21 protein-coding genes and 1 tRNA gene are annotated in these 25,899 nt (G+C 68.6%); 15 read left to right on the top strand and 7 right to left on the bottom strand.

Going from position 1 to position 25,899, the window contains the following annotated elements; all coding sequences use genetic code 11:
• Window positions 1-3: 3 nt before the first annotated feature.
• The 9 genes from H7F51_RS14840 (at window position 4) to H7F51_RS14880 (ending at window position 9,848) form a co-directional block, all read left to right on the top strand.
• On the top strand, window positions 4-1,524 hold the full coding sequence (locus H7F51_RS14840; protein ID WP_185665094.1) for a bifunctional 3-(3-hydroxy-phenyl)propionate/3-hydroxycinnamic acid hydroxylase: 1,521 nt from the start codon (window positions 4-6) through the stop codon (window positions 1,522-1,524).
• Window positions 1,521-1,952: a GlcG/HbpS family heme-binding protein gene (locus tag H7F51_RS14845; RefSeq protein ID WP_185665095.1), complete on the top strand. Its 432-nt coding sequence runs from the start codon at window positions 1,521-1,523 to the stop codon at window positions 1,950-1,952. The genes H7F51_RS14840 and H7F51_RS14845 overlap by 4 nt, the downstream gene beginning before the upstream one ends.
• Complete coding sequence (locus tag H7F51_RS14850; protein WP_185665096.1) at window positions 1,949-2,854, top strand: VOC family protein; 906 nt, start codon at window positions 1,949-1,951, stop codon at window positions 2,852-2,854. The genes H7F51_RS14845 and H7F51_RS14850 overlap by 4 nt, the downstream gene beginning before the upstream one ends.
• A gap of 88 nt (window positions 2,855-2,942) precedes the next feature.
• Window positions 2,943-3,776 (top strand): fumarylacetoacetate hydrolase family protein, encoded by an 834-nt coding sequence (locus H7F51_RS14855; RefSeq protein ID WP_185665097.1) that lies wholly within the window; start codon window positions 2,943-2,945, stop codon window positions 3,774-3,776.
• 23 nt (window positions 3,777-3,799) lie between these two features.
• Window positions 3,800-6,208, top strand: a complete 2,409-nt coding sequence (locus tag H7F51_RS14860; RefSeq protein WP_246448558.1) for a TonB-dependent receptor — start codon at window positions 3,800-3,802, stop codon at window positions 6,206-6,208.
• Window positions 6,208-7,188: an MBL fold metallo-hydrolase gene (locus H7F51_RS14865; RefSeq protein ID WP_185665098.1), complete on the top strand. Its 981-nt coding sequence runs from the start codon at window positions 6,208-6,210 to the stop codon at window positions 7,186-7,188. The genes H7F51_RS14860 and H7F51_RS14865 overlap by 1 nt, the downstream gene beginning before the upstream one ends.
• A gap of 16 nt (window positions 7,189-7,204) precedes the next feature.
• Window positions 7,205-8,062 (top strand): alpha/beta hydrolase, encoded by an 858-nt coding sequence (locus H7F51_RS14870; RefSeq protein ID WP_185665099.1) that lies wholly within the window; start codon window positions 7,205-7,207, stop codon window positions 8,060-8,062.
• Window positions 8,055-8,498, top strand: coding sequence for a hypothetical protein (locus H7F51_RS14875; protein ID WP_343061302.1), 444 nt, complete (start codon window positions 8,055-8,057; stop codon window positions 8,496-8,498). Before H7F51_RS14870 ends, H7F51_RS14875 begins: the two co-directional genes overlap by 8 nt.
• 33 nt (window positions 8,499-8,531) lie before the next feature.
• Complete coding sequence (locus H7F51_RS14880) at window positions 8,532-9,848, top strand: family 1 glycosylhydrolase (protein ID WP_185665100.1); 1,317 nt, start codon at window positions 8,532-8,534, stop codon at window positions 9,846-9,848.
• Here the strand turns inward: H7F51_RS14880 and H7F51_RS14885 are convergent.
• On the bottom strand, window positions 9,845-10,270 hold the full coding sequence (locus tag H7F51_RS14885; protein WP_343061303.1) for a DUF983 domain-containing protein: 426 nt from the start codon (window positions 10,268-10,270) through the stop codon (window positions 9,845-9,847). The genes H7F51_RS14880 and H7F51_RS14885 overlap by 4 nt on opposite strands.
• Window positions 10,271-10,541: 271 nt before the next feature.
• The gene (locus tag H7F51_RS14890; RefSeq protein ID WP_185665102.1) at window positions 10,542-10,751 is read right to left on the bottom strand and encodes a DUF3606 domain-containing protein; all 210 of its coding nucleotides are present in this window, start codon (window positions 10,749-10,751) and stop codon (window positions 10,542-10,544) included.
• A gap of 189 nt (window positions 10,752-10,940) precedes the next feature.
• Here H7F51_RS14890 and H7F51_RS14895 point away from each other — a divergent pair, with 189 nt between their 5' ends.
• The 5 genes from H7F51_RS14895 (at window position 10,941) to H7F51_RS14915 (ending at window position 19,000) form a co-directional block, all read left to right on the top strand.
• Window positions 10,941-12,860, top strand: a complete 1,920-nt coding sequence (locus tag H7F51_RS14895) for a KUP/HAK/KT family potassium transporter (protein ID WP_185665103.1) — start codon at window positions 10,941-10,943, stop codon at window positions 12,858-12,860.
• Window positions 12,861-12,870: 10 nt separating this feature from the next.
• Window positions 12,871-14,334 (top strand): sensor histidine kinase, encoded by a 1,464-nt coding sequence (locus tag H7F51_RS14900; protein ID WP_185665104.1) that lies wholly within the window; start codon window positions 12,871-12,873, stop codon window positions 14,332-14,334.
• The gene (locus H7F51_RS14905) at window positions 14,331-15,005 is read left to right on the top strand and encodes a response regulator transcription factor (RefSeq protein WP_185665105.1); all 675 of its coding nucleotides are present in this window, start codon (window positions 14,331-14,333) and stop codon (window positions 15,003-15,005) included. Before H7F51_RS14900 ends, H7F51_RS14905 begins: the two co-directional genes overlap by 4 nt.
• 114 nt (window positions 15,006-15,119) lie before the next feature.
• Window positions 15,120-17,972, top strand: a complete 2,853-nt coding sequence (locus tag H7F51_RS14910) for a TonB-dependent receptor (RefSeq protein ID WP_185665106.1) — start codon at window positions 15,120-15,122, stop codon at window positions 17,970-17,972.
• Entirely contained in the window at window positions 17,972-19,000 is a 1,029-nt protein-coding gene (locus H7F51_RS14915; RefSeq protein ID WP_185665107.1) for a phytase, read from the top strand. Before H7F51_RS14910 ends, H7F51_RS14915 begins: the two co-directional genes overlap by 1 nt.
• 4 nt (window positions 19,001-19,004) lie before the next feature.
• On the opposite strand, the gene H7F51_RS14920 is transcribed toward H7F51_RS14915, so the two are convergent.
• From H7F51_RS14920 to H7F51_RS14935, 4 genes are all read right to left on the bottom strand, one after another.
• Complete coding sequence (locus H7F51_RS14920; RefSeq protein ID WP_185665108.1) at window positions 19,005-19,988, bottom strand: fimbrial protein; 984 nt, start codon at window positions 19,986-19,988, stop codon at window positions 19,005-19,007.
• Entirely contained in the window at window positions 19,985-22,555 is a 2,571-nt protein-coding gene (locus tag H7F51_RS14925; RefSeq protein ID WP_185665109.1) for a fimbria/pilus outer membrane usher protein, read from the bottom strand. The genes H7F51_RS14920 and H7F51_RS14925 overlap by 4 nt, the downstream gene beginning before the upstream one ends.
• A gap of 16 nt (window positions 22,556-22,571) precedes the next feature.
• Entirely contained in the window at window positions 22,572-23,345 is a 774-nt protein-coding gene (locus H7F51_RS14930; RefSeq protein ID WP_185665110.1) for a fimbrial biogenesis chaperone, read from the bottom strand.
• A 68-nt stretch (window positions 23,346-23,413) separates the two neighbouring features.
• Window positions 23,414-23,947 (bottom strand): fimbrial protein, encoded by a 534-nt coding sequence (locus H7F51_RS14935; RefSeq protein WP_185665111.1) that lies wholly within the window; start codon window positions 23,945-23,947, stop codon window positions 23,414-23,416.
• Window positions 23,948-24,392: 445 nt separating this feature from the next.
• Between H7F51_RS14935 and H7F51_RS14940 the strand changes: the two genes are divergently transcribed.
• Window positions 24,393-24,466 (top strand) — tRNA-Gly (locus H7F51_RS14940).
• Window positions 24,467-24,491: 25 nt separating this feature from the next.
• Here the strand turns inward: H7F51_RS14940 and H7F51_RS14945 are convergent.
• Complete coding sequence (locus H7F51_RS14945; protein WP_185665112.1) at window positions 24,492-25,898, bottom strand: PepSY-associated TM helix domain-containing protein; 1,407 nt, start codon at window positions 25,896-25,898, stop codon at window positions 24,492-24,494.
• Between the last annotated feature and the right edge of the window lies 1 nt (window position 25,899).

The following is a 25,899-nucleotide window of genomic DNA, read 5'->3' on the forward strand; positions in this document are numbered from 1 at the left end:
CCTATGATTTATGATGTTGCCATTGTCGGCTGCGGGCCGGTCGGCGCGCTTGCAGCCAACCTGTTGGGGCGCGCGGGGCTGTCGGTCCTCGTGCTCGAGAAGGAGCTGGAGCACTACCCTCTGCCGCGCGCGGTCCATCTCGACCACGAGATGATGCGCCTGTTCCAGAGCGCCGGGGTGATCGGCCGGGTCCTGCCCGACATGATCGCCGCCGACGGTCACCTCCATGTCGGCGCCGATCACGGGGTGATCCGTTACATGGGCACGGTCGGCAAGCCACAGCCGTTCGGCTGGGCCAACGACTGGTTCTTCTACCAGCCCGAGCTGGAAGCGCATTTGCGCGAAGGCATGGATGCGCTGGAGCGGGTCGAGCTGGAACTCGGCGCCGAATTCACCGGGCTGGAGCAGGACGCCGATGGCGTGACCCTGCGCTACGTGGCCGAAGGGGCCGAGCGCTCGGTTCGCGCGCGCTGGGTGATCGCCGCCGATGGCTCGCGCAGCCCGGTGCGCAAGGCGCTGGGCGTGGCGCTCGACGATCTGCACTTCGAGGAGCCGTGGCTCGTCGTCGACGCCGAGGTCGAGGGGCCGGTGACCTTTCCGCCGCTGACCGGCGTACCCGCCGGGGCCGACCTCCAGCGCCTTTCGGTGATGATGTGCGATCCCGCGCGGCCCGCCACGGTGGTGCCGGGGCGCGGCAATCATCGGCGCTGGGAATTCATGCTGCTGCCGCATGAGGACGATGCGGCGATGATGCAGCCGGAAAAGGTCGGCGAACTGGTCGGCGCCTGGATGAAGGACGTGCCTCATACCATCGTGCGCGCCGCGACCTATCGCTTCCACGGCCTTGTCGCCGAGCGCTGGCAGGTGGGCCGGGTGTTCCTTGCCGGCGACGCCGCGCACCAGACCCCGCCGTTCTTCGGGCAGGGCATGTGCCACGGCCTGCGCGACGTCGCCAACCTGGCGTGGAAGCTGGCCGCCGTAGCCACGGGCGCGCCGGAGGCGATCCTTGCGACCTACCAGCCCGAGCGCGATCCGCATGTCCGCGCGGTGATCGGCGCGGCGGTGGCCGCCGGGCGCTACATCTGCGAACTCGATCCGGCCAAGGCCGCCGCGCGCGATGCCGCGATCCGCGCGGCCTCCGCGCAAAAGCAGGGTGAGACCGCCGCCGACCTGATCCCGGCGATCGCTGCCGGCCTGATCGCCCCGGGCACCCCGGGCGCGGGCGAGCGCTTCATCCAGCCGCTCCTGGCTGATGGCCGCCGGCTTGACGACCTTGCCGGGCAGGGCTGGCGCCTGTTCGTGCGCGGCCCGGCCGTGGCCGGCGAGGATGCCGGCGTGAAGCGGTTCGATGCCGCGAGCCTGCCCGATGGCGGCGCCGTGCTCGGCTGGCTCGATGCGCGCGGCATGGATGCCGTGCTGATCCGGCCCGACCATTACGTGTTCGGCGCGGAGGCAGGCTCGGCCCTGTCGTTGTTGCGGACGCGGGCCGGACTTCTCGGCCAGACCATGGAGCATACCGCATGACCGCGCTCTCCCTCTCCGAAGCCCAGGCGATCGTTACCGGTGCGCTGGCCGATGCCCGTGGGCGCGGCGCGCAGCCGCTGGCGGTGATCGTGCTCGACGCCGGGGGCCACCCGGTGGCTTTCGCGCGCGAGGACGGGGCGACCTTCTTCCGCCTCGACATCGCCCGGGCCAAGGCCACGGGCGCGCTTGGCATGGGCGCCGATACCCGCGTGCTGGCCCAGCGCGCGGCGGGCAATGCCGCCTTCTATCAAGGCGTGGCCGTGACTGTCGGCGGCGAGATCGCCTTCTCGCCCGGCGGCGTGCTGGTGCGCCGGGATGGGACGGTGATCGGCGCGGTCGGGATCAGCGGCGATACCGGGGATTGTGACGAGGATTGCGCCCGCGCCGGCCTGCGCGCCGCCGGGCTGCTGGCGGAGGAGGCGGCATGAAGCTGCGCTCGATCGAACTGTCATTGCCCGATCCGGCGGCGGCTGCCGCGTTCATGGTCGACATCTGGGGTCTGGTCCCGGCCGAGGTCAGGGGCACGGCCCATTACCTGCGCGGCTCGGGCGCCTATCCCTATCTCGTGGCTTTCGAGCAGGGCGAAGAATTTGTTCGCTCGACCACCTTCGTGTGCGGCGAAGACGAACTGGCCGGCGTGAAGGCGCGGGTGATCGAGAAGGGCTGGGCGGCGCGCCCGGTCGTCTCGGCCGATCCCGGCGGCGGCCATGGGCTCCTCGTCGAACTGCCGGAGGGCGAATTGCTGCGCTTCCTGACGGACAGCGCCGAGGTGGCCCCGATCGCGGGCTACGAAAAGAAGAGCCGCCGGGTCATGCCGGTGAAGCTCACGCACGTGGTGTTCAACGCGGCCGATGCCGAGGCGAGCGGCCATGCGGTCGAGGACGTGCTCGGCTTCCGCGTCTCGGACCGTACGGCGGGCATGGTTTTCGTTCGCTGCAACGAGAGCCACCATTCGACTGCCTTTGCCCGCGCCGGCTTTTCCAGCCTCAACCACATCGCCTTCGAGATGGACGACCTCGACACGGTGATGCGCGGGATCGGCTGGATGCGCGACAATGGTTTCGCCCCGGCCTGGGGCCCCGGCCGCCATGGCCCCGGCGACAATGTCTATGCCTATTACATCGCCCCGTTTGGCCCGGTGATCGAATATTCGACCCCGGTGGAGAAGGTTCCGGCCGACTATGCCGCGGGCAAGCCGGAGGACTGGACCTGGCCCGAAAAGCGCATCGACCAGTGGGGCGTGTCCGACAAGGACTTCGCGGGCCTGCGCGAGGCCGAGCAGCGATTCCGTTTCCGCCGCGACTGGGAGAGCCAGCCGCTTGACGATTGACAGACGCACTTTCGCCGCGGGCGCAGCATGGCTGGCCTGGGCACCGGGGACGCTCCGGGCGGCGGCGAAGGGCAGGGGAGACTATCGAATGACCCAGTACATCTCTTTCCGCCGCCCCGATGGCACGCCGAGCTTCGGCCGGCTCGACGGCGAGACGGTCCACGATCTCGGCGCGCCGGGCGCTCCGGCCTGGCTCAGGGACGCGCTTGGCGGGGATCTTGCCGCGCTCGCCGCGACCGGCAGCTTTGCCATGGCCGAGGTGCGGCTGCTGCCGCTGGTGCCCAATCCGGACAAGATCCTCTGCGTCGGGCTCAACTATGCCGCTCACGTGGCCGAGACCGGACGCGAGCAGAAGGAGCACCCGGCGATCTTCACCCGCTGGGCCGATACCCTCGTCGCTGCGGGGGAGCCGATCGTGCGGCCGAAGGAAACCACCCGGTTCGACTATGAAGGCGAACTGGCCGTGGTGATCGGCAAGGGCGGGCGCCGCATCCGCAAGGAAGATGCCATGTCCCACATCGCCGGCTTCTCGGTGTTCAACGATGCTTCGGCGCGCGACTGGCAGCGCCACAACATCCAGTTCACCCCGGGCAAGAACTTCCCGGCGACCGGCGCCTTCGGCCCGGCCCTGGTCACCCCCGAGGCGGTGGGTGGGCTCGCCGACCTGCGCGTCCAGACCCGGCTCAATGGCGAGCTGGTGCAGGACCAGCCGGTCTCCGACATGATCTGGGATATCGCCACGGTCATCGAATACTGCTCGGCCTTCACCGAACTGGCGCCGGGCGACGTGATCGCCACCGGCACCCCCGGCGGGGTCGGCGATAAGCGCAATCCGCCGCTCTACATGAAGGCCGGGGACACGGTCGAAGTCTCGGTCGGCGTGGTCGGCACGCTCACCAACCGCATCATCGACGAAATCTGAATAACGGGAGAGGGAGAAATCATATGTATACCATGAGGAAGATTCATCTCGCCGCATCGATCAGCCTTGCCGCTCTGGCCGCACCGGCCATGGCGCAGCAGGCCCAGACCGACGCCAGCGATTCCGCAGCGATCTCGCCCGGCGACATCGTCGTCACCGCCTCGCGCCGCGCCGAGCGACTTCAGGAAGTTCCGCTTGCTGTGTCCGCGCTTGGCGCCGAGCAGATTTCCAAGGGCGGCTTCCAGAAGCTCACCGACCTGCAGTATCAGGTTTCGGGCCTCCAGTTCGGCTCGTCGCCCAACGACAGCGGCTTCCGCCTGCGCGGTGTCGGTTCTGCCGGCGGTTTCTCGTCCTCCTCGGAGCAGAACGTCGGCACCGTCGTCGATAACGTCGTCATTCCCTTCGGCAATCCGGTCAACAGCCTTGGCGATCTGGAGCGGGTCGAAGTGCTCAAGGGACCGCAGGGGACCCAGTTCGGCAAGAACGCGTCCTCGGGCGTGATCAACATCACCAGCGCCAAGCCTAAGTTTGATGCCATTTCGGGCAAGGCCTTTGTCTCCTATGGCGAACTCAACGAGGTGAACGCCAACGCCAGCATCAACCTGCCGCTGTCGAGCAATGCCGCGCTGGCCGTCTATGGCTTTACCCGCAGCAACGATGGCTTCCTCGAGAACGTCTATCGCAAGGAAATGTGGGGCGGGGAAAAGAGCTATGGCGCGCGCGCCAAGCTGCTGTGGGAGCCGCAGGACGGTCTCAGCTTCTACCTGATCGGCGACTATTCGAAGATCAAGCGCACTGGCCCGGGCCAGCTTTGGACCCTTGCCCGCCTGCCGGATGACATCGCCTTCAACCCGCAGACCCAGGGACGTTTCGCCAACCTGGCCTCGCTGGGCGTTACCCCCGGCGCCAAGAACGAAAAGTCGGTCGAGGACTATGCCGGGTACTCCTCGGAAGAGAACTACGGCGCGAGCCTCGAGATCAACAAGGAACTGGGCGGCGGCTATAATCTGACCTCGGTCACCGCATGGCGGCGGCTGGACGAAGGTCCGCAGGTCTTCGCGATCGACGGAACCAGTCTGCCGATCTTCACGGCGCAGCAGACCGGCGTGGACCAGTCGTTCCTGTCGCAGGAATTGCGCCTGTCCTCGCCCAAGGGATCGATGCTGGAGTTCACCGGCGGCGTCTATCTGTCCACCCGCAAAGTGGGTGACGGCAACGACTTCAACCGCGCCCAGTTGCGCCCAGCCCTCCCGTTCGCCCCGATCCCCCCGATTCCCTTCTTCACGACCGTTGCCACCACCCCGCTGGTCGATATCTCGGCGGGTCAGGGCAACACTCAGACCAAGTCGGATTCCTATGCCGGGTTTATCGACGGCAAGTTCCATGTGAGCGAGCAACTGGCGATCCTGGGCGGTTTCCGCGTTCAGAACGACAAGGTTCGCGCCCGGTATTTCTCCATTCTCGATCCGAACTACCTGCCTGGCACCGTAGACTACTCGACCACCATCCCGGGCTTGGTCCAGGGTTATTCCGCTGCGGCCGCAGCCACTGGCAACGTCAGCAAGACCGGCTGGTCAGGTCGTGCTGGGCTTGAATACAAGGCTGCTCGCGACGTGATGCTGTTCGGCACCATCGCGCGTGGCTACCTTGGGCCGACGGTGACCTTCTCGGGCCTGACCGGCACCAAGTCCTCGGTCAATCCGCAGACGGTGCGTGACATCACAGTGGGCATCAAGTCGCAGTTGTTCGGCCGTGCGGTAACGCTCAACGCCAACGTGTTCTGGGATAAGTACAAGAACCTTCAGACCTCGGTCTTCAACGGCACCGAGTTCCTCACCGAGAACGCCGGTGGCTTCGATGCCAAGGGCTTCGAGGTCGACGCGTCATGGCGGGTCAGCCCGGAACTTAGCTTCAGTGGCAGCTTCACCTATTCGGACACGAATTTCACCGACTATGTGACTGCCTGCCCGAACGTGGTGAAGGCTGGCTACGCCTGCTATCAGGCGCGGGACGCCGCCGGTGTGCTGCAATTTGATAGGGACGGGAACCCGGTCAAGGTGGTTCAGGCCAAGGGTGAACCCCTGTCGGGCGCGCCCAAGTATGCCGCTACCTTCGGCGCCAACATCAACCTGCCGATCAACGATCATCTCGCCTTCGACTGGGCAGCCAACGTCTACTACCGCAGCTCGGTGCAGTATGCCGTGGTCGAAGCCTATGCCTTCCAGCCGGGCTATGCCACGATCGGTCTGAATGCCGGGATCGGTCATCCGGACGGCAACTGGCGGATCGGGGTGTTTGCCCGCAATCTGCTGGACAAGCACTTCGTCTCGGCGGTTATCGGCCTGCCGTTCGCCAACCCGGGCGCCTACGTCAACTGGTTGACCCGCGAAGGCCGCCGCACGGTCGGTGTTTCGGCGCAGATGAAGTTCTGATGCCGGCGGGCCTCCTCACCCTGCTCGGAGCGGCGGCGCTCGCCGCCGCTCCGAGCCCGGCCCAGCCCGGGGCCTGCCCGGCGCTGCGCTGGACCACGCTGGGCACGGCGGGCGGCCCGGTGCCGACCGCCGAGCGCGGCGAACCGGCCAACCTGCTGGTGGCGGGCGAGGGGGCCTATCTCGTCGATACCGGAGACGGCACGGTCAATCAGCTCGCCCGGCAGGGTCTCGATCTTGGCGCGATCGGCGCGGTCTTCATCAGCCACCATCACAGCGATCACACCGGCGGGCTGGCCGCGGTTATCGCGCTGCGCTGGATGAACCAGTTTCCGGGCGTGCTGACCGTCTATGGCCCGGTCGGCACTCGCCAAATGGTCGACGGCATCGTCGCCTCGCTCCAGCCGCAGGCGCGGATCGGCTTTGGCCTCGGCGCGGCGCCGCTGCCGCCGGCCGGATCGGTGCGGGTGTTGGAAATGAAGGACGGCGACACGGTCGAGCTGGGCGGGATGACCGTCCACGCCGCCGCCAACAGCCATTTCGATCATCCCGGCCCGCGCGCGCCGGACGAGCCACAGTCGCTCAGCTTCCGCTTTCAGATCGGCGCCCGTTCGATCACCTATACCGGCGATACCGGTCCGAGCCCGGCGGTCACCGCGCTCGCGCGCGGCACTGACATGCTGGTCTCCGAGGTTATCGCGCTCGACCAGCTGATCGCCGAGATTCGCCAGCGCCGCGCCGATGCCTCGCCGCAGATGCTGACCGACATGGCCCGCCACCTCTCGACCCACCACCTGCGCCCCGAGGAGATCGGGCGCATGGCGGCCGAGGCCGGGGCGCGGCGGGTCGTGCTCACGCACTTTGCCGTGCCGGGCCCGCTCGCACCTTCTGAATCCGCGCTGCGCGGCGGGGTGGGCACGGCCTATGCCGGACCGGTGGACCTTGCGCGGGACCTGTCGTCGTTTGCGCTCGGCTGCAACTAGGAGAGGGCACGGGGAGATGGGCCAGCAAGCGATCCGGAAGGCCATCGCCGCTTTGGGCACGAGGCTGGGTCCCGACGTGCTGGAGCGGTGCCGCGCCCTGTTTGACGGCGAGCAGCAGTTGCTCGCCGCCCGCGTCCCGGTTGCCGCGAGCGACTGTGCCTATGGCCCGCATGAACGCCACCGTCTTGATCTTTACGGCGGCGGAGCAGGGACGGACCTGCGTCCGGTGCTCCTGTTCGTCCACGGCGGCGGTTTCTTGATGGGCGACAAGGGCGGCGAGGGGCGCTGGCCCAACGCCGCGGTCGGCCGGATGGCGGCCGAGCGTGGCTGGCTGGGGGCGGTGATCAACTATCGCCTTGCCCCCGATCATCAATGGCCGGCGGGTAGCGAGGACGTGCTGGCGGCATTCGATTGGCTGCGTGACAACGCCGCGCAGCATGGCGGCGATCCCGAGCGGATCGTGCTGATCGGCACTTCGGCGGGCGCGGTGCACTGCGCCGGGGCGCTCAAGCTGCGGCCGGACCTTGCCGCGCGCGGCCTTGTCCTGCTCTCGGGGCTCTACGGGTATACTCCGCTCGACGGGCGCGACGGGCTCTATTACGGCGAGGAGGCGCTCTATCCCGAGCGGATGCCGCGCGAGGCCGTGGCCGGGACCGGATTGCCGCTGCTGCTGGCCTGCGCCCAGTTCGATCCGCCGCGCTTCCAGGCCGAGTGGGCGGGCCTGATCGCCGAGCGGCTGGAGCGCCACGGCGCCCTGCCGCGCTGTCACTATGCGTCGGGCCACAACCATTACACCATGGCCATGCACCTCGGCACGGCGGACCGGCGGCTGGAGGGCGAGATCGCCGCTTTCGTGAGCGATTGCTGTGGTTGACAGGGCAGCGCTTCGCGCGCTGGTCCGCCGCAACATGGCGCTGAGCGCGGCGATCAACGCAGTGTTCAGCCTTGGCTTTTTCCTCGCCGTGTTTGGCCTGCCCGGTCGCCGCCTCGCCTGGGGCTGGCCGGACCGGCTGGCGATCGATTTCCTGCCGCAGGCGGGCATGGTCGCGCTGATGAGCGCGCTGGTGCCGGTTCTGGTGGAGCGCCGCGCCGTGGCCCGCGCTGCCGGAACCGCCATGCGGCCGGTGCGCGCGATCGTTCTGGCCGCGCTGGCCTATGCCCTGTGCGCGCTCGCGCTGGGCGGCATTCTGGGCCTTGCCTGCGCGCGGCTGGCCCAGTCCATCGACGGGGCGGCAGCCCTCGCGCTCAAGCTCGCCTTCGGGGCGGTGCTCGGCGCCACCATTACCCGTCTCGCCCTGCGTACCCGCTAGGCGCGAAAAGACGACCGACCAAGGGAGAAGACAATGATCGACCGCCGCACCCTGATGGCATCGGGGCTGGCCTCAGGCCTCGCCGCCGGAACTCCGGCCTTCGCCAAAGCGGCCGTGAAGGTGCCGCCTGCCTTCCCGGCGGGCTTTATCTGGGGCACGGCTACGGCCGGCCATCAGGTCGAGGGCAACAACGTCAATTCTGACTGCTGGGTGCTGGAGAACGTCAAGCCGACGCTGTTCGCCGAGCCATCGCGCGATGCCTGCAACTCGTTCATGCTGTGGCGCACCGATCTTGATCTGGTGAAGGCGATGGGGCTCAATTCCTATCGCTTCAGCCTCGAATGGCCGCGGATCGAGCCGGAGGAAGGCCTGTTCTCTATGGCCATGCTCGATCACTACAAGGCGATGATCGAGGGTTGCCGCGAGCGCGGCCTGCGCCCCATCGTCACCTTCAACCACTATACCACCCCGCGCTGGTTCGCGGCGCGCGGCGGCTGGACTCACCCCGGCTCGGCCGCCAGCTTCGCGCGGTTCTGCGACCGGGCGGCGCGGCACCTTGCCGCCGGGATCGACCATGCGACGACCCTGAACGAGCCCAACATCATGAACATCCTGCGCGTGGTCCTGCCGCCGCAGGTGGTTGCCGCCCAGCACGAGATGCTGGTGGCGGGCGCCAGGGCGGCGGGCAGCGCGACCTTCGCCGCCGGCAATGCGATCGAGATCGACCAGATCGACCTTGCCACGACCAACCTGATCGCCGGGCACAAGGCCGGCCGCGAGGCGATCAAGGCGGTGCGGCCGGATCTTCCGGTCGGCGTCAGCCTGTCGATGTTCGATGATCAGGCGGCGGGCAAGGATTCGATCCGGGACAAGATGCGCGATCACCTTTACGGCCCGTGGCTGGCGGCGGTGAAGGGCGACGATTTCCTTGGCGTGCAGAATTACGAGCGGCAGGTCTGGACCGCTTCGGGCAAGCTGCCGACCCCCGCCGGGGTGCCGGTCAACTACATGGGGGCGGAGGTCTATGCGCCCTCGCTCGGCAATTCGGTGCGCTATGCCCATGCCGCCAGCGGGTTGCCGATCATGGTGACCGAGCACGGCGTCGGCACGGTGGAAGACCAGATCCGCTGCGATCTGATCCCGGCGGCGCTGGCCGGGCTGCGCGCCGCCATGGCCGATGGCGTGCCGGTGCTCGGCTATCTCCACTGGTCGCTGCTCGACAATTTCGAGTGGATTTCGGGGTACAAGGTCAAGTTCGGGCTGCACACGGTCGATCCCGTGACTTTCGCCCGCGCGCCCAAGCCGAGCGCGGCCGTGCTCGGCGCCATCGCCCGGCGCAATTCGCTTTAGGAGACGGGCGGCCTCTCGCGGGTGAAGCCGTTGAGGCCGTGCCACCACTGCGCGGCGATCACGCCGCCCTTGGCCGGCTGGAGCATGGCCAGCATCATCACCACGGCGGAGGGCAGCAGGATCGCGGCGACCGCGGCGGGGGACAGGTCGAAATCGGCCACCATGGCGATGATCACCGGGGCCAGCAGGTGGCCGGTGACGAGGATCGCGATATAGGCGGGAAAATCGTCGGCGCGTTGGTGCGACCAGTCCTGCCCGCAGGCCGGGCAGGCGGGCTCGGGCTTCAGCCAGCGGGCGAACAGGCGCGCCTCGCCGCAGCGCGGGCAGCGGCCGCGCAGGGCACGCGCCAGTACGGCGCGGAAAGTTGCCGGCAGGGCCGGGGCGCGGGCGATCTGCCCCTGATGATTCGCGCTTTCGCTCACGCGCCGCGTCATGCGCGCGGCGATCGGTTCCCGCAAGGATTGGCGGTTTGCGGTGGGCTGCGCGCCGGCCGCGCCGGGCTGTTCCGGTTCGTCGCAAAGGTCTCGCACCTGTCACGGGGCACGGATAAATATGCTGGCAGAGGAGGACGGACCATGACGGGGTTGGGTCGTTTATCGTCGATCGCCGGGGCGATGGTCATCATCACCGGCACGTTCATCGTGGCGGCGGTCAGGGTTCTGGTCGGCGGCTAGCCGCGCCGTATTTTTACCATCAGTTGGGCGCAGAGCGCGGCAGGCTGCGGCGCAGGCGCACGGCCGCTTCGTTGAGCTTGGCCCGGTCATTGCCAATGCGGCGGATGAGGTCCATCGCCTGCGCCGTGGTCAGGCCGTGCTTGCGAGCGAAATAGCGCAGTTCGTAGCCCTGGCTCGCGGCCATCGTCCGACTGTCGTCGCGGTCGCGTATCATGGTGTTGTCGGTCATCGTCCATACTCCCCAGCCGTCCGTTTTCGTGCGGGGCTCGTACCGAGTCGAACGCGAGACACTCTCCATTTGTTCCCGCGCGCAGGGGGCGGCACCTTTACGGGTTTCTTATGGGCGACCGCCGCGATCCCCGTCGCGCCCTAACGCGTTCAGGGTGCAGGAGAATCCCCGTTCCAACGGAGATTCCTCGTGTCGCAATCCACGCATCTGCCGCGCACCTCGCTGGCGGCGCTGACCCTCGGGGCGATCGGCGTCGTCTATGGCGATATCGGCACCAGCCCGCTCTATGCCTTCCGCGAGGCGCTCGCCCAGTCCGCCGCCGACGGGATCAGCCGGGGCGAGATCCTTGGCGTGCTCTCGCTTGCGCTCTGGGCGCTGATCCTGGTCGTCACGCTCAAATATGTCCTGTTCCTCAGCCGGATGGACAACAACGGCGAGGGCGGGGTGCTTTCGCTGATGGCGCTCGCTTCGCGTGCGACAGGTGCGCGCTGGCTGCTGGTGCTGATCTTCGGCGCGACCGGGGCGGCGCTGTTCTATGGCGATGCCATCATCACCCCGGCGCTCTCGGTGCTCTCGGCGGTCGAGGGCATGCGCACGATCCCCGGGCTGGAAGGGATGGGCGAACACACCATCCTGATCACCACGACGCTGGTCCTCGTCGGGCTCTTCGCGCTCCAGCCGCGCGGCACGGCCAGCGTGGCCGGGCTGTTCGGGCCGGTCTGTCTTGTCTGGTTCGCGGCGCTGGCGGGTCTGGGCCTGTGGCACATCAGCCGCGATCCGGGCGTGCTGGCGGCGTTCAACCCGGCCTGGTGCCTCGATTTCATGGAAAGCCACGGGGTGACCGGGCTTTTCGTGCTGGGCGCGGTGTTTCTGACCGTGACCGGGGCCGAGGCCCTGATTGCCGACATGGGCCATTTCGGGCGCCAGCCGATCCAGCTTGGCTGGCTGGTGCTGGTCTGGCCGGCGCTCACCCTCAACTACCTTGGGCAGGGCGCGCTGGCGCTGCATCACCTCGCCGTGTCCGAGGCGCACCACCAGCTGATGGGCAACGAGGACTGGTTCTTCCTGATGGCCCCCGATGCCCTGCGCGCGCCGCTGGTGGTGCTCGCCACGCTGGCCACGATCATCGCCAGCCAGGCGGTGATCACCGGGGCTTTCTCGCTCAGCCACCAGGCCATCGCGCTCGGCCTGTTGCCGCGTATGACCATCCGCCAGACCTCTGCCGCGCAGGTTGGGCAGATCTACATGCCGGCGGTCAACTGGGGCGTGCTGGCGGGGGTGATCGCGCTGGTCTTCGGCTTCCGCTCGTCGTCCTCGATGGCGGCGGCCTATGGCATCGCCGTGACCGGGACCATGGTGGTGACCACTTGCCTCTCCTTCATCATCGCGTGGAAATACTGGAAGTGGGAACCGGTCTGGGCCGCCCTGCTGATCGCCCCGTTCCTCTGCCTCGACCTGTTCTTCTTCGGCGCCAACATCCTGCGCGTGACCGAGGGCGGCTGGGTGCCGCTGCTGGTCGCGGCCATGGTCGGCACGGTGATCTACACCTGGCTGCGGGGGCGCCGCGTCTCTCTCGAACGGGCGCGCGAGCAGGGTGTGGCCATGGCCGACCTTGCCGCCGCGCTGGCGGTTCGCCCGCCGGTGATCGTGGAGGGCACGGCGGTCTTCCTCACCCAGGACCCGGAGGTGGCGCCCTCGGCCCTGCTGCACAACCTCAAGCACAACAAGGCGCTGCACCGCTGCTCGATCCTGCTCAAGGTCGAGACGGTCAACACGCCCTGGGTCGACCCGGCGGAGCGGGTGAAGCTCGAGGTGCTGGACGAGCGCTTCACCCGCGTTCGCCTGCGCTATGGCTACATGGACAAGGTCGACTTGCCGAGCGACCTGGCCCGCCATCCCGGACCGCAGGGCGGCGGCCTGCTGTCGGCCAAGGGGGGCACGTCGTTCTTCGTCGGGCGCAGTGCGATCCGCTTTGCGAGGAAGCCCCTGTTGCCGCGATGGATGACGGTGCTCTACATGTTCCTCCATCGCAACGCCGCCGATCCCACCGCCTATTTCGCGATCCCGCCGAACCGGGTGGTCGAACTTGGCAGCCAGATCGAGCTATAGAGGCCATGTAATGTCCCGCGCCGCCTCTTCCCCGCTCGCTGCATTGGGCCCGCTGGCCGCATCGGCCATTGCCCTCGCGGCCGTGGCGGGGGTGAGCTGGCTGAGCGCGGCCCTGCTGCCGGTGCTGGGACTGACTTCGGCGGCCCTGCTGTTCCTGCTCCCGGTCCTGCTCGCCGCCAGTGTCGGCGGGGTCGGGCCGGGGCTGGTCGCGGCGCTTGGCGGGGCGGCGGCCTACAACTTCTTCCTGCTCGAGCCGCGCTATACCTTCCGCGTCCACGAGCTGGAAAACCTCGTCAGCGTCTTCGTGCTCGGCGCCGTGGCGATCGTTACCAGCCGCCTCGCAACCCGGCTCAAGGCGCGCGAGGCCGAGGCGCTGGAGCGGGCGCGTTGCAGCGACGAGGCCGCGGCCCTTGCCGCCGTCCTTGCCGAGGGGGCGCCCGGCCCGGCACTGACCGCCGGGATCGCCTGGCTGACGGAGCGCTACGGCGCGATCCGCCTGCTGGACGAGGCAGAGGCGGCCGGCGGCGATGGCGCGCTGTCCTCGCTCGATCAGGCGGCGGCCGGCTGGGCCCTGCACAACCGCGACTGGACCGGCCACGGCACCGAGATCATGCCGGCGGCCGAATGGACCTTCTTCCCGCTCGCGCCGAAGAACCGGCTTGGCGCCCCGGTCGCCGCGATTGCGCGGCCCGCCACCGGCACCACCCGGAGCGAGGCCGAGCTGGAGCATCTCGCCCAGCTCTGCCTGCTGCTTGGCCAGTGCCGCGACCGGGCTGAGCTGGAAACGGCGCTGCGCGGCCGTGCGGTCCTGGAGGAGAGCGAGCGCCTGCGGCGCACCTTCCTCGCCTCGCTCGCCCACGATTTCCGCACGCCGCTGACCGTGATCACCGGGCGGCTCGAACAGCTCGGCGCGACGAGCGCCGAGGCGCGCGAGGCGCTGGAGGCGGCGCGGCGGCTCGACCGAACGATGAGCGACCTGCTCGGCGCGGCGCGGATCGAAGAAGGCTCGCTCGTGCCGCGGATCGAGAGCGTCGATCCGGTCGATGCCGTGGCCGCGGCCTGTGCCGGGCTGGCCGTGCCCGAGGGGGTGAGGCTGGAGCGGCGCGTGCCGGCGGACCTGCCCTTCGTGGCAGCCGACCCGGTCCTGCTCGGCCATGTCCTCGTCAACCTGATCGACAATGCCCTGCGCCATGCGCGCGGGGTGGTGACCATCGCCGGCGCGGCGCGCGGGACGGGCGTGATGCTCACGGTCGAGGACGACGGCCCCGGCATTCCCGAGGCGGAGCGGGCGCGGGTGTTCGAGCGCTTCGCCCGGCTCGAAGGCAGCGACCGTGCGGGCAGCGGGCTGGGGCTTGCCATCGTGCGGGGCTTTGCCGAAGCCATGGGGATGACCGTGACGCTCGACGAATCGCCGCTTGGCGGGGCCCGCTTCGCCCTGATCCTGCCGCCCAGTCGCGGCGCGGCGGCGCCATGAGCCGCATCCTCTGCGTCGACGACGAGCCCGCCATCCTGCGCCTGATCGGCGCCGTGCTGGCGCGCGACGGGCACGAGGCGGTGACGGCGGCGGACGGCCAGTCCGCGCTCGCCGCGCTGGGGCGCGGGCAGATCGACGCGGTGCTGCTCGACCTTGGCCTGCCCGACCGCGACGGGCTCGAACTGATCCCGCTGTTCAGGGCGCGCGCAGGGCTGCCGGTGATCGTGCTCACCGCGCGCGGCGACGTGGCGGAAAAGGTCGCCGCGCTCGATCTTGGTGCCAGCGACTATGTGACCAAGCCGTTCGACGGCGACGAACTGCTCGCCCGCCTGCGCGCGGCGCTGCGGGCGGCGGGGGCGACGGTCGGTGCGGGCGGGGTGCTGGTCCACGGGCCGGTGGAGCTGGACATTCCGCGCCACGCGGTGCGCCTCTCCGGCGAGCCGGTGGCGCTGACCCCCAAGGAATTCGCCGTGCTCAGGGTCCTGCTCACCGCCGGGGGGCGGATCGTCACTCATGCCGAACTGCTCGAGCAGGTCTGGGGCAAGGCGCACCGCGACGACGTGGAATACCTGCGCGTGGTGGTCCGCGCCCTCCGGCTCAAGCTGGAGGAAGACCCGGCCCAGCCCATGCTGATCCGCAACGAGCCGGGGATCGGTTACCGGGCGGCCTGAGAGCCCGTTTACGACAAGGCTGACACGCGGCTGTCTTGCAATCGTCGGCAAGCTGTAACCGGGGCCTCTTAGCGGCCGCTGACATTACGCATCTGTAATGTTGGGGGTTTCCGAATGTCTCGTCTCTCCGCCCGTCCTCGCGCGGGATCGTTCAAGTCCGTCCTGTTCTGCTCCGCCGCGCTCTGCGTCTTCGCCGCTTCGTCGGCCCACGCCGCCGAGGCTGAAGCCGAAGCGGCCGATGCCGAGATCGTCGTCAACGGCAGCCGGCCGATCGCCGAATCCGAAGCCGCCGCGCTGGAAGTGCAGAAGAATTCGGACTCGCTGGTGACCGTCGCCGCCTCGGACAGCGTCGGCCGCCTGCCTGACCAGAACATCGCCCAGGCCACCGGCCGCCTGCCGGGCGTCGCGGTCGAGCGCGACCAGGGCCAGGCCCGCTACATCTCGCTGCGCGGCGCGCCCAAGACCTGGACCACGCTGAGCTTCGACGGGATCAACGTGGTCAGCCCCGAAGGGCGCGACGCGCGGTTCGACTCGGTGCCCTCCGCGATCGCGAAGCAGATCGTCGTTTCGAAGGCGGTGACGCCGGACATGCCGGGCGAGACGGTGGCCGGCAACGTCAACATCGTGACCCGTTCGGCCTTCGACTATTCGGGCTTCCACCTTGCCGGAAAGGCCGGCTACGGCCAGGCCGAATATGGCAAGCGCCCGGAATACGAGGGCTCGCTGGTCCTCTCCGACCGCTTTGCCGTGGGCGGCGGCGAGCTGGGCGTGCTGGTGTCCGGCTCGTACTACGAGCGCAACATGATCACCGACAACTTCGAGAACGACTGGGAGAAGATTTCTCCAGAAGACTCGCGGCCGGGCAACGAGACCCGGTATTGGGTCGTGGAAAGCGAGAACAAGCTCTACCGCCTGACCCGCAAGAACTGGTCGGTTTCCGGCCGGGCCGACTGGAAGCCGGATGCAAACAACACGATCTCGCTGCGGTCGATCTATACCATTTTCACCGACGACGAGGCGCGTGACAACTATCGCTTCGATATGGATGACCAGCGCAACGCGCTTGTGGCCAATACCGCATCCTGCTCGACCACGGTGAACCCCTCGCCCACCACCTCGGGCTTTGCAGACGTGTGTGTTGGCAACACCCCGATGAAGGGCACCATCTACGGCATCGACATCCGCCAACGGTCAACCTTGCGGGCATTCAAGCAGTCGATCTTCACCAACACGCTCGAAGGTACGCACGAACTGGCCGGCGGCTGGAAAGTGAACTGGCTGGGCAACTACACGGTCTCCAAGGATGACCGCACGGTGCTTGGCGAAGCTTCGTGGAACAGCCCCGGCACTCGGACTCTGCGCCCGACGGTGGGTTACGATTTCTCCGATCCGGGCATCTCGCGCTTGACGCTCTACACCACGCTGGCCAGCGGCAGCCCGACCCAATATTCGGCCGGGACCCAGGTTACTGCGATCGACACCTTCAACAAGCCGCTGGGCGGCATCACCTTCACTGATGCCGTGGACACGACCACGGCCTATACCGGGCGCCTGGCTGTTTCACGCGATATGCCTCTCTTCGGTGGGGACGCCACCTTCAAGGCCGGTGTGCAGTTCGATCAACGGACCAAGGTAGTCGACGAAAAGACCCTGTCGCTCAACACGGCGGCCCAGTATGCCACTGTGGGCATTCCGACCGACTACAACCAGTTCTCCATCAGTCAGCCGTTCATGGGCAAGCTCTACCTCGGCTACACCTTCAACTACTTCGATACCGCGAAGATGAAGGCCGTTGCCGATGCCGCTCGCGCCAGCTTTGCGCTGACGCCGGTCAATGCGAACTTCTACGACGTGCGCGAACAGGTTCTGGCTGGTTACGTGATGGGCACCGTGCGGTATGATTGGGGATCGCTGATCGGCGGCGTCCGGGTGGAGCGAGTGACCAATCGCGGCATCGCCTATGCCGTGACAAACTCCGTTTCCAAGCTGATTACGGCAGAGTCCGGCCAGACCATGGTGTTCCCCAGCTTGCACCTCAACTACAATCTGGACGACACCAAGAAGCTGCGCCTTTCGTTCAATACCGGCGCAGCGCGGGCCGACTATGACCAGATGCGTCCCAACGTCACCTATTCGGATCTCAACCAGACCGTTTCGGGCGGAAACCCGGCGGTGAAGCCGGAGCGTGCGAAGGGCCTGGACGCCTACTTCGAGTGGTATGTGCGCCCTCAGGGCTACATCTCGATCGGCGCGTTCTACAAAAAGGTGTCGAACGTACTCTACACCTCGACGCGCTCGTTCGGTTCGACGTCGCTTAACAGCGACGGGGTTGATCGTTCCCGTTACATCTATTCCGGCATCGTCAACGGCGGCGACGGACGCCTTTACGGCATGGAGGTCGCCGCCCAGGTCCAGTTGGAGCCGTGGACCCGGAGCCTCGGCTTGCCGGATTGGATGGGTGGCTTCGGGATCAGCGCCAACCTGACCCTGAACGACAGCGAAGTGACCAAGCCGGCCTATTACAATGTTACCAGTACGACCACGGGCGGGGTCACGACGACCGCCGTCACGCAGGCAGTGGCGGCACGAAAGGTCCGCCTGCCCAATACGTCGGACTCGGTCTACAACGTGGGCGTCTACTACGAGAAGTATGGTCTGTCGGCTCGTCTGCAGTATCAGCGCCGCAGCCTGTGGCTGGACGCCATGGCTGACGATGATACGCAAGGCGGCGATACCTACTGGGATGCCGATGACGAACTGGATTTCTCGGCGCGCTATGCGATCAATCGCAATGTCGAGGTCTATTTCGATGCCTCGAACCTGCTCAACCAGCCGGGGCGGCGCTTCTCCGATCCGGCGGGCATCCTCACTGCGAGGGGCACGCCCACGGCGATGATCAAGAGCCAGACGATCGAGTGGGAACGCTTCGGGCGGCGCTTCAGCGGCGGCGTGCGGGTGAACTTCTGATGGGGATCGCGCTTGCATTGGCTCTTGCGGGCCAAGCGGCGGCGGGCACGGCCGGGACTTCGCTCCCGGCCGTGCAGGTCACGGCCCGCGCCGAGACCGTCCCGGTCGACACGGCGCGGGGCGATGCGGCCGACGATCCGGCGATCTGGCGCAATCCGCTGCGCCCGGCGGACAGCCTGATCGTCGCCACCGACAAGAAGGCGGGGCTGCATGTCTATGGCCTCGACGGCAAGCCGCGGTCCTATGTCCCGGCCGGGCGGGTCAACAATGTCGATCTGGTCGACCTTGGTCCGCGCGGGGTGATCGTGGTGGCGAGCGACCGGAACGACGTGGCGGCGGCGAAACTGCAGGTCTACCGGCTCGACACGGCCGGTGCGCGGCTGGTTTCGCTCGGCAGCGTCAGCGGCGGGGCGGGCGAGGCCTATGGGGTCTGCCTCGTGGCCGGCAAGGACGGGCTCGAAGCCTTTTCCATTCTCAAGCATGGCGCCATCCAGCAGGTGCGGATCGCGTTGGCAGGCGAGGGGGCGGGGGGCCGGGCCGAGGGCAGGATCGTGCGCAGCCTCCAGCTTGCGACCCAGACCGAGGGCTGCGTGGTCGATCCGCGCAGCGGCACGCTCTACGTCGGGGAGGAGGACCGCGGCATCTGGGCCTTTTCGACCGACCCGGCCAGCCGCAAGGGCGCGCTGGTGGCCGAGGCGGACGGGCGCCAGCTCGTGGCCGATACCGAGGGGCTGACGCTGTTACCGGTCGGCGCGCGGGGCGGCTGGCTGATCGCCTCGAGCCAGGGCGATAATGCCTATGCGCTTTACCGCCTGCCCGGCATGACCCCTGCCGGGCGCTTCCGCATCGCCGCCGGAAAGTTCGGCGCGACGGAGGAGACCGATGGTATCGCCGCCATGCCGGGCCGCTTCGGCGCGATTTACCCGGACGGCCTGTTCGTGGCGCAGGACGGGCATAACGGCGCGGCTGCGCAGAACTTCAAGCTGGTCTCGTGGCGCGACGTGATGGCCGCGCTGCGCCGCCGCTAGCCGCTCACTGGTAGCTCATCGTGAAGGTCGCCGCCGCGCTCACCGACCCCGGCGTGGCGGCACCTGTCGCCACGTAGCGCGCGGTCAGCGGGATGCCGGTGACCGAGGCCGAGGGGCCGACGAGGAGCTGGTTGGTATTGCCGGTCGCGGCGGAATCCGGGCCATAGGCGACCAGATTGCCATCATCGCGCAGCAGCTGGATCGCCACGTTGGACGCGGTCGAGGACGCGCCGAGGCTGAGGCTGGTCGTGCGGTTCGCGGCATTGTTGGCATCGGTGAAGGTCACGTAGACGTTGGCCCCGGTGCTGGCGCAATTGAGCCCGACGCGCAGGCGCGTTGCCCCGGCGGTTGTCCCGGCGCTGGCCAGCGTCGAGGCCGAGACGCGCGGCAGGGCGACTGACAGCGAAGGCGTGGTGACCGTGCAGGACAGGCCCGCCACGGTAGCGTCGGTGGCGGTCACGGTCAGGGTCTTGAGCCCGAGGTTGAGCACGCCGCAGCCCAGGCCCGCTGCCAGGAAGGTCACGGTCACGCTCGGCAGGCTGGACATGGTGCCCGAGCCGACCTGCCCGGTCACGATCAGGTCTGCCTCGATCGCGGTTACCGTGCCGGGGCCGCCGAGAGTGGCGATGATGCTGGCCTGAATGCCGGGCGTGATCTGGATGCGCGATCCGCCGCTGGTGTAGTAGAGATTGACCCCCAGCCCGGCGACCCCGGTGGTGAAGGTATTGCCGCTGGCGGGTGAGCCCGAGAGCATCAGCGCGGTCACCGCGCAGCCCAGTGCGGAGATGTCGGTGGCCGAAAGGGTGGAGCTGGCCGTGGCGATCACCGTGCCGACCGGCTTGTCGCGCGCCGACGAGTAGGGTCCGCCGGGGCTGAGGGCGAGCGCGGCCGGGGCGAACTGCAGCGAGATCGCATGGGCCGGGACACTGGCGAGTAGCATCAGCAGGAAGCTGCCGAGGACGGACAGGAGGCGAGCGAACTGGGTCATGCCGGATTCTCCGGGGACAGCGGACGGCAGACCTGGTCTGCGTTGCGAATGATCGGCCCCGCCGGGGCGGCCGCGTCGAAAGCATAGGCGAAGCGGCAGGACCCGTCCGCGCCCTCGTTCCAGCGCACGGTGAGGCGGCCGGACAGTGCCTCGCTGCGCAGGAACACCTGGCCTCCCTGTCCGACCACGCCGACGTCGTGCCCGGCGCTGTCAAGCACGGCGGCGCCGAACGGGGCATCGCTGCCGTCGGGCAGGGTGACGCGGAAGACCAGCGCCTGCCCGGCCGAAGTATCGAAGCGGACCAACGCGACCGTGTCGGCGCGCGGGGCGATCCGGCGGCTGGTGGCCGAGAGGGTGACATCGAGCGGCAGCCCTTCCGGGTCGAGCGCGATCTCGTTGATCCGGTAGGGGCGGATATAGGGCACCACGGCAAAGCCCTTGCCGTCCACCTCGATCCCCAGCGCGGCCTTGACGGCCGCGCCCTTCGCGCCCGGCGCGTGGACGAGGGCCACGGTATCTTCCAGCCGGTTGGCGAAGGTGATCCCGCCGGCGTGGACGACGACCCCGCCGCTCATCCCGAACGAGGCCTGGCGAAAGCCGCTGCCGACGCTGGCCGAGCCCGACAGCGTCGTGCGCTTGCCGGTATAGCCCAGGTTCACTCCGAGCGCGGTGAAATCGGGCATGGCCGTGGCGATCAGGCCATAGCTCAGCCGCGCCCCCGGACCGAGCGTGCCCGAGACCGAGATCTGGCCCGCCGCGTCGCCGCCCTGCCCCGTGCCCGAGGCATGGGACACATTGGCCGAGACCTGCGGCGCGTTCGGCCCGCTGCCGAGCCCGAAGGCGATGGTGACCAGGGCGCGGTCGTCGTCGCGCCCGCTGACCTCGTCCTTCTGGTGGACATAGGACCAGCCGTAGTTGACGCTGCGATCGAGCAGCCGCGCGGAATTGTTGTAGCCCGCCTGCAGCGCGAGGACCTGGCCGGACTGGCCCCAGTAGCGAGTTGTGCTGCCGGTGAAATAGAGGTTGCCGCCCGTGCCCGGGAGCTTCTGGCTGACATTGACCTGCATCCTCTCGCGCTGGCGAGCGAGTGAAAAGCGGCCGAGCCGTGCGCGCAGTGCATCCTGCAGGCTGTAGAACCCGCTGGAGGAATAGCGGTAGCCCGCGAAGGACAGCGTGGTCTGGGTGGGGGTCAGGGTCTTGGCCAGGCTGGCGCGGATCGACGTGCCCTGTGTACGGGGCTGGCCGGGCGGATCGGTGCGGGCGATCGTGGCATCGAGCGCAAGCGCGCCGAGCGGGGTGTTGAGCGAGGCGCCGACAAGGCCGGCGGCATAGTTTCCGGCGAACTGCACGCCGCCATAGCCGGTCAGGGCGTTGGACAGGCCATATTGCAGGGTCAGCTGGAAGAAATCCTCGCCCGTGGCGATCCCGTTGTCGCGGTATTCCCCGCCTGCCAGGCCATAGCGCATGACCCCCGGGCGCAACATCTGCGGCAGGGCGGCATAGGGCACGGTGAATGACTGGCGGCTGCCGTCGGCCTCGAGCACGGTCACCTCGAGGTCGCCGCCGTAGCCGGTGGGATAGAGGTCGTCGATCTCGAACGGGCCCGGCGGGACCGTGGTTTCGAGCAGAACCACGCCGTTCTGGACGATCCGCAGCCGGGCATTGGTGCGGGCGATTCCGCGCACCGTGGGGGCATAGCCGGCGCGCGAATCCGGCCGCATCCGGTCGTCGGTTCCGAGCATGACGCCGCGCATGGCGAAGCTGTCGAACACGGCCCCGTCGGTGAAGGCATCGCCGATGACGAGGCGGCTTTCCAGCGCGGGGAGGTCGTGAACGAGGTAAGTGGCGATCCCGTCGTAGCGGGTGCGGTCATTGTCGGCGGTGATGGTGAAGCTCTGCCGCAGGTGCCAGGTGCCGAGGTTCAGCCCGGCATCCATCCTGAGGTAAAGCGAATTGGCGACCGCCGCGCTGGTATCGGTGTGAAAGAAGTTGAGGTCGTAGCGCAGGGTCGCCGAATCGATCCCCTTGTTCCAGGCATCGGGGCCGACATAGCCGCGCGGCGCGCGCGACAGGAATTGCTGCGGCACGCTCAGCGCGAGGGCGAGGCGCGACTGGTCGAAGCTGGCGCGGATCTCGTCCGACAGGCTGGCGAGATCGACGCAGGACCCGGCGGGCGCGGCGGCCAGCTTGCCGCGCGCCTCGCGCGGGAGCGCGGCGGGAACCAGCCCGGCGATCTCGAGCAGCGACGGGGTGAGGCAGGGCCGCGCATCGCCGTCCGGCTGGGCGCGGAAGGCCACGTGGAGGCGATCGACATAGGTGCCGTTGACCACGAGGTCGACGAGGTAGTCGCCCGGAAGGACCGCGTTGCCGCGCTCGAAGCGCGAGACGTCTACCGCGCGGCCGCCCGTGCCGTGGAGGAAGGCGGGATCGAATTCGGTGGCGGCAGGCGGATTGCCCGGCACGCCGTCAGCCGCCCCGTCCGCCGCGCGGGCGGCCGGTACCGCGAGCGCCAGCACGGCGCTGCCGGCAAGGCAGGTGGCAGCGTGACGGACGGGGCGCCGGGCCATGGTCAGGATTCCGGGCTCAGGATGCCGGGGTTCCGCCCGGCGCGGTGGCCTCGGCCTCGCGCGTGGCGCCGAAATCGTCGACGAAGGCATAGCGCACCCGCACCGCCCCCGTCTGGACCGGCTTGGCGAGAGGGATCGTCGTGGTCGAGAGGGGGGCAAGCATGACCGGCGCCGCCGCCGCGCTCCAGCCGCTGCCGCTGAGGTCGATCCGGACCAGCGAGACGTGGTAGGGCGCGGGGTTGACCGCGACCAGCACCGTGCCGGCGGCATCGTTGCGCAGGCTCCAGCCGACGCTGGCCGCGGCCTGTTCGGGCCGGCCCTTGAGCCCGGCGGGGCGGAAGAACAGCTTCATCCGGTGGCGGAAGGCGAAATCGAGCCGGTTGGGCGCATCGGGATTGGCCGGCGCCTTGGGCGGAATGTCGAGGACATTGAGCCAGAACACGCTCTCGCGGTCTGCCGGCAGGGGCTTGCCGGTGTAGAGGATGCGCAGGCTCTGTCCGCTGGCCGGATCGAGCCGGAAGATCGCCGGGCCGAGCGCGAAGGGTACTTCTGCCGGGCGATCGGGCGCGCGCTCTGCATCGGCCTCGATCCAGGCCTGGACCAGCGCGGGGGCTGCGCCCTCGTTGCGCAGGTCGACCGTCACCTCCTTGCGCGCCGCCGGATAGACCACCCGGGTGGCGTGGACGACGACTCCGGCCTCGGCGGCTGGGACGGGCAGGCCGAAACTGGCGGCCGCCAAGGCAAGGCGCAGGGCGCCTCGCGCCGCGCCGTGTGCGGGTTCACTCTCCATGACGCACCTCTTCGGGGGCTCCGAGGGCCGGCCGGTCCGCCACGGCGTCCCGGCCGGCGCCGTGCGCCTCAGCTGTAGATGAGCGAGTAAGTCACGGTGGAAGCCACCGAGCCCGCCGTGGCCGCCCCGGTCGCGTAGTATTCGACGCCGTAGCGCAGCTGGCCGTTGCCGGTCAGCGGGGTGGCGGCGTTCTGGTTGGACTGGCCCGCGGCGACCTTGCTGGCGTAGTTCGAGCCGAGGTAGAGCTGCAGCTCGACATTGCTCGCCCCGCCGGTGTTTGTCAGCCGCCCGGTCGTGCCGTTGACGTTGGCGCCGGCCTCGAAATAGGCGGTCACCGCCGTCGCGCCGGTGAAGGTGCAGCCGGAAATGTCGAGCGTGAAGGGCGTGGAGCCGGCGGTGCTGCCGGTCGAGGGGAGGGCGCTGGTCGAGACGGTCGGCAGGGTCACCGTGCCGCTGGCCGAGCCGCCGTTGAGCTTCACCGTGCAGGTCGATGCGGTCACCGCACCCGAGAAGGTGATCGTGCCATCCGAAGCATATGCTGCCGGAGCGTAAGCGAAAACAAGGAGCGCTGCGGCAAACTTGTACGGGCTTGAAGCTTTCATCGTTGTCTCCCTTTGTTGCAGTCTAGTCGTGCATCGAGCCTCTTGGTCTTTGGCCTATGGGTATTTGCTATGTCGGAAGATAAGGGCGAGGGGCCTAACAATTGGTTACATTCCTGCTGCCTTTTGTTAGGCAAGGGTCTGAAGCCGCCGATTGCCGGGCGAAAATGGTCCGGCCGTGCCCGCGCGGCGCCAGATTCTGGTTAATCCGCCGGGCTGCAACCGGGGCGGCCGGGCGGCGAAGGCCGGCGCCGCGCTGCTGCCGTGGCCTCGCCGCCATGCGGTTCCAGCCGCGGCGATTGCGGGAGCAGGGCGCAAATTCGCACAACGTGTGTTGACCAAGTGGCGCCCAGTATGGCAATCGCGGCGCGCTTGCAGAGCAAGTCTGCCCGGCAGACCGTAAAGGCAAGCGCAGCCTTCCAGCGAAACCTCGGTTTCCTGCGGGTTTGCGGGTGTAGCTCAATGGTAGAGCAGAAGCTTCCCAAGCTTACGACGAGGGTTCGATTCCCTTCACCCGCTCCAACTTCCCTTTCGCCGATGTTCGTATTCAGCCGCGAAGGCCGAGCCAGCGCGCCGTGCCTGGCAGGCGCGGCAGGACCAGTTGCTCGACCAGCCACAGCGCGATCAGCGACAGTGCGAGCAGGGGCAGGAACAGGGCGAGCGCCAGCACCATCACGGCAACCCCGCGCAGCCGCGTCGGGGCGGCGGGACGGGGCGGGGCACCCAGGCGGCCTTCGGGCCGACGCCGCCTCCACATTACGAATCCGCTGACCGCGAGCGTTACCAGCATCAGCGCCGTGGCCAGGCCGACCAGCTGGTTGCCGAGGCCGAGCAACTGCCCCTCGTGCCAGGCGACGCCGTAGCCCACCACCCGGTCGATCACGTGCTTGTCGGCAAAGGTCTCGCGGCCGGTTTCCTTGCCGGTCATCGCATCATAGGTCAGCGTGACGCGCTCGGGCCGGTTCTGGGTGTCTGAGCGGACCGACCAGCCCGGCCTTGCCTGACTGCCGAAGCCCTGCGCCATTCCGGGCGGGGTGACGATCACCGGGAAGGGCAGGTGCTCGCCCTTGGCGCGGGCGACGATCTGGTTCAGCGAAGCGCCGGTCATGGTCATCATCGTGCCGTCGGGCATGACGTGGCGGCCCAGCGGCATGGGCGCGGGGCCGGCCATCATCGCGGCATGATCATGCCCGGCATGTTCGCCGGCATCCCCGGCGCTGTCCGCCGCCTTGCCGCCGATGGTCCAGTCCTGCGGGCCCTTCATCCAGCCCATTTCGGTGCGCACAGCCTTGAACGCGCTGCCCCAGACGTCGGCCCAGGGCAGCCCGGTCAGCAGCAGGACCATGGCGAGGCCGGAAACCCAGAAGCCCGTGACGGCGTGGAGATCGCGCCACATGACCCGGCGCCCCGCGCCAAGCCGGGGCCAGACCACGCCCGCGAGCCCGCGCCCGTCCGGCCACCACAGGTAGAGCCCGCTCAGGATCATCACGATGGCCCAGCTCGCCGCCAGTTCGACCAGCCACGAGCCCCTTGGCCCGAGCAGCAGCTGGCCGTGGACGTCGTGCGCCACCTGGGCAATCCGCCAATCGGGATCGAGCGTGCCGAGGACCTGGCCCTGCGGGGCAACGAAAACGTCGCGCATCGCCCCCGCCGATCCTGAAGGGCCCGGCAGCGAGACGTGGATCATGGCCGCATCGCCCGCTGCCTCGGGCAGGCGGTAAGTACGCAGCTGCGCGCCCGGGTGGGCGGCCAGCGCCGCGGCCACCTGCGCCTCGGGCGAAACGGCCCCGGCGGTCGGCAAGTCGCGGAAATGCCGTTCTTCGAAGTGGTCGAGCTGCGGCTTGAACAGGTAGACCGCCCCGGTCAGGGCGAGCACGAGAACCATCGGCACCACAAACAGCCCGGCATAGAAATGCCAGCGCCAGATGATGCGATAGAGGGCGGTCCGCTCCATG

Source organism: Novosphingobium flavum (assembly GCF_014230315.1).
GTDB lineage: Bacteria > Pseudomonadota > Alphaproteobacteria > Sphingomonadales > Sphingomonadaceae > Novosphingobium > Novosphingobium flavum.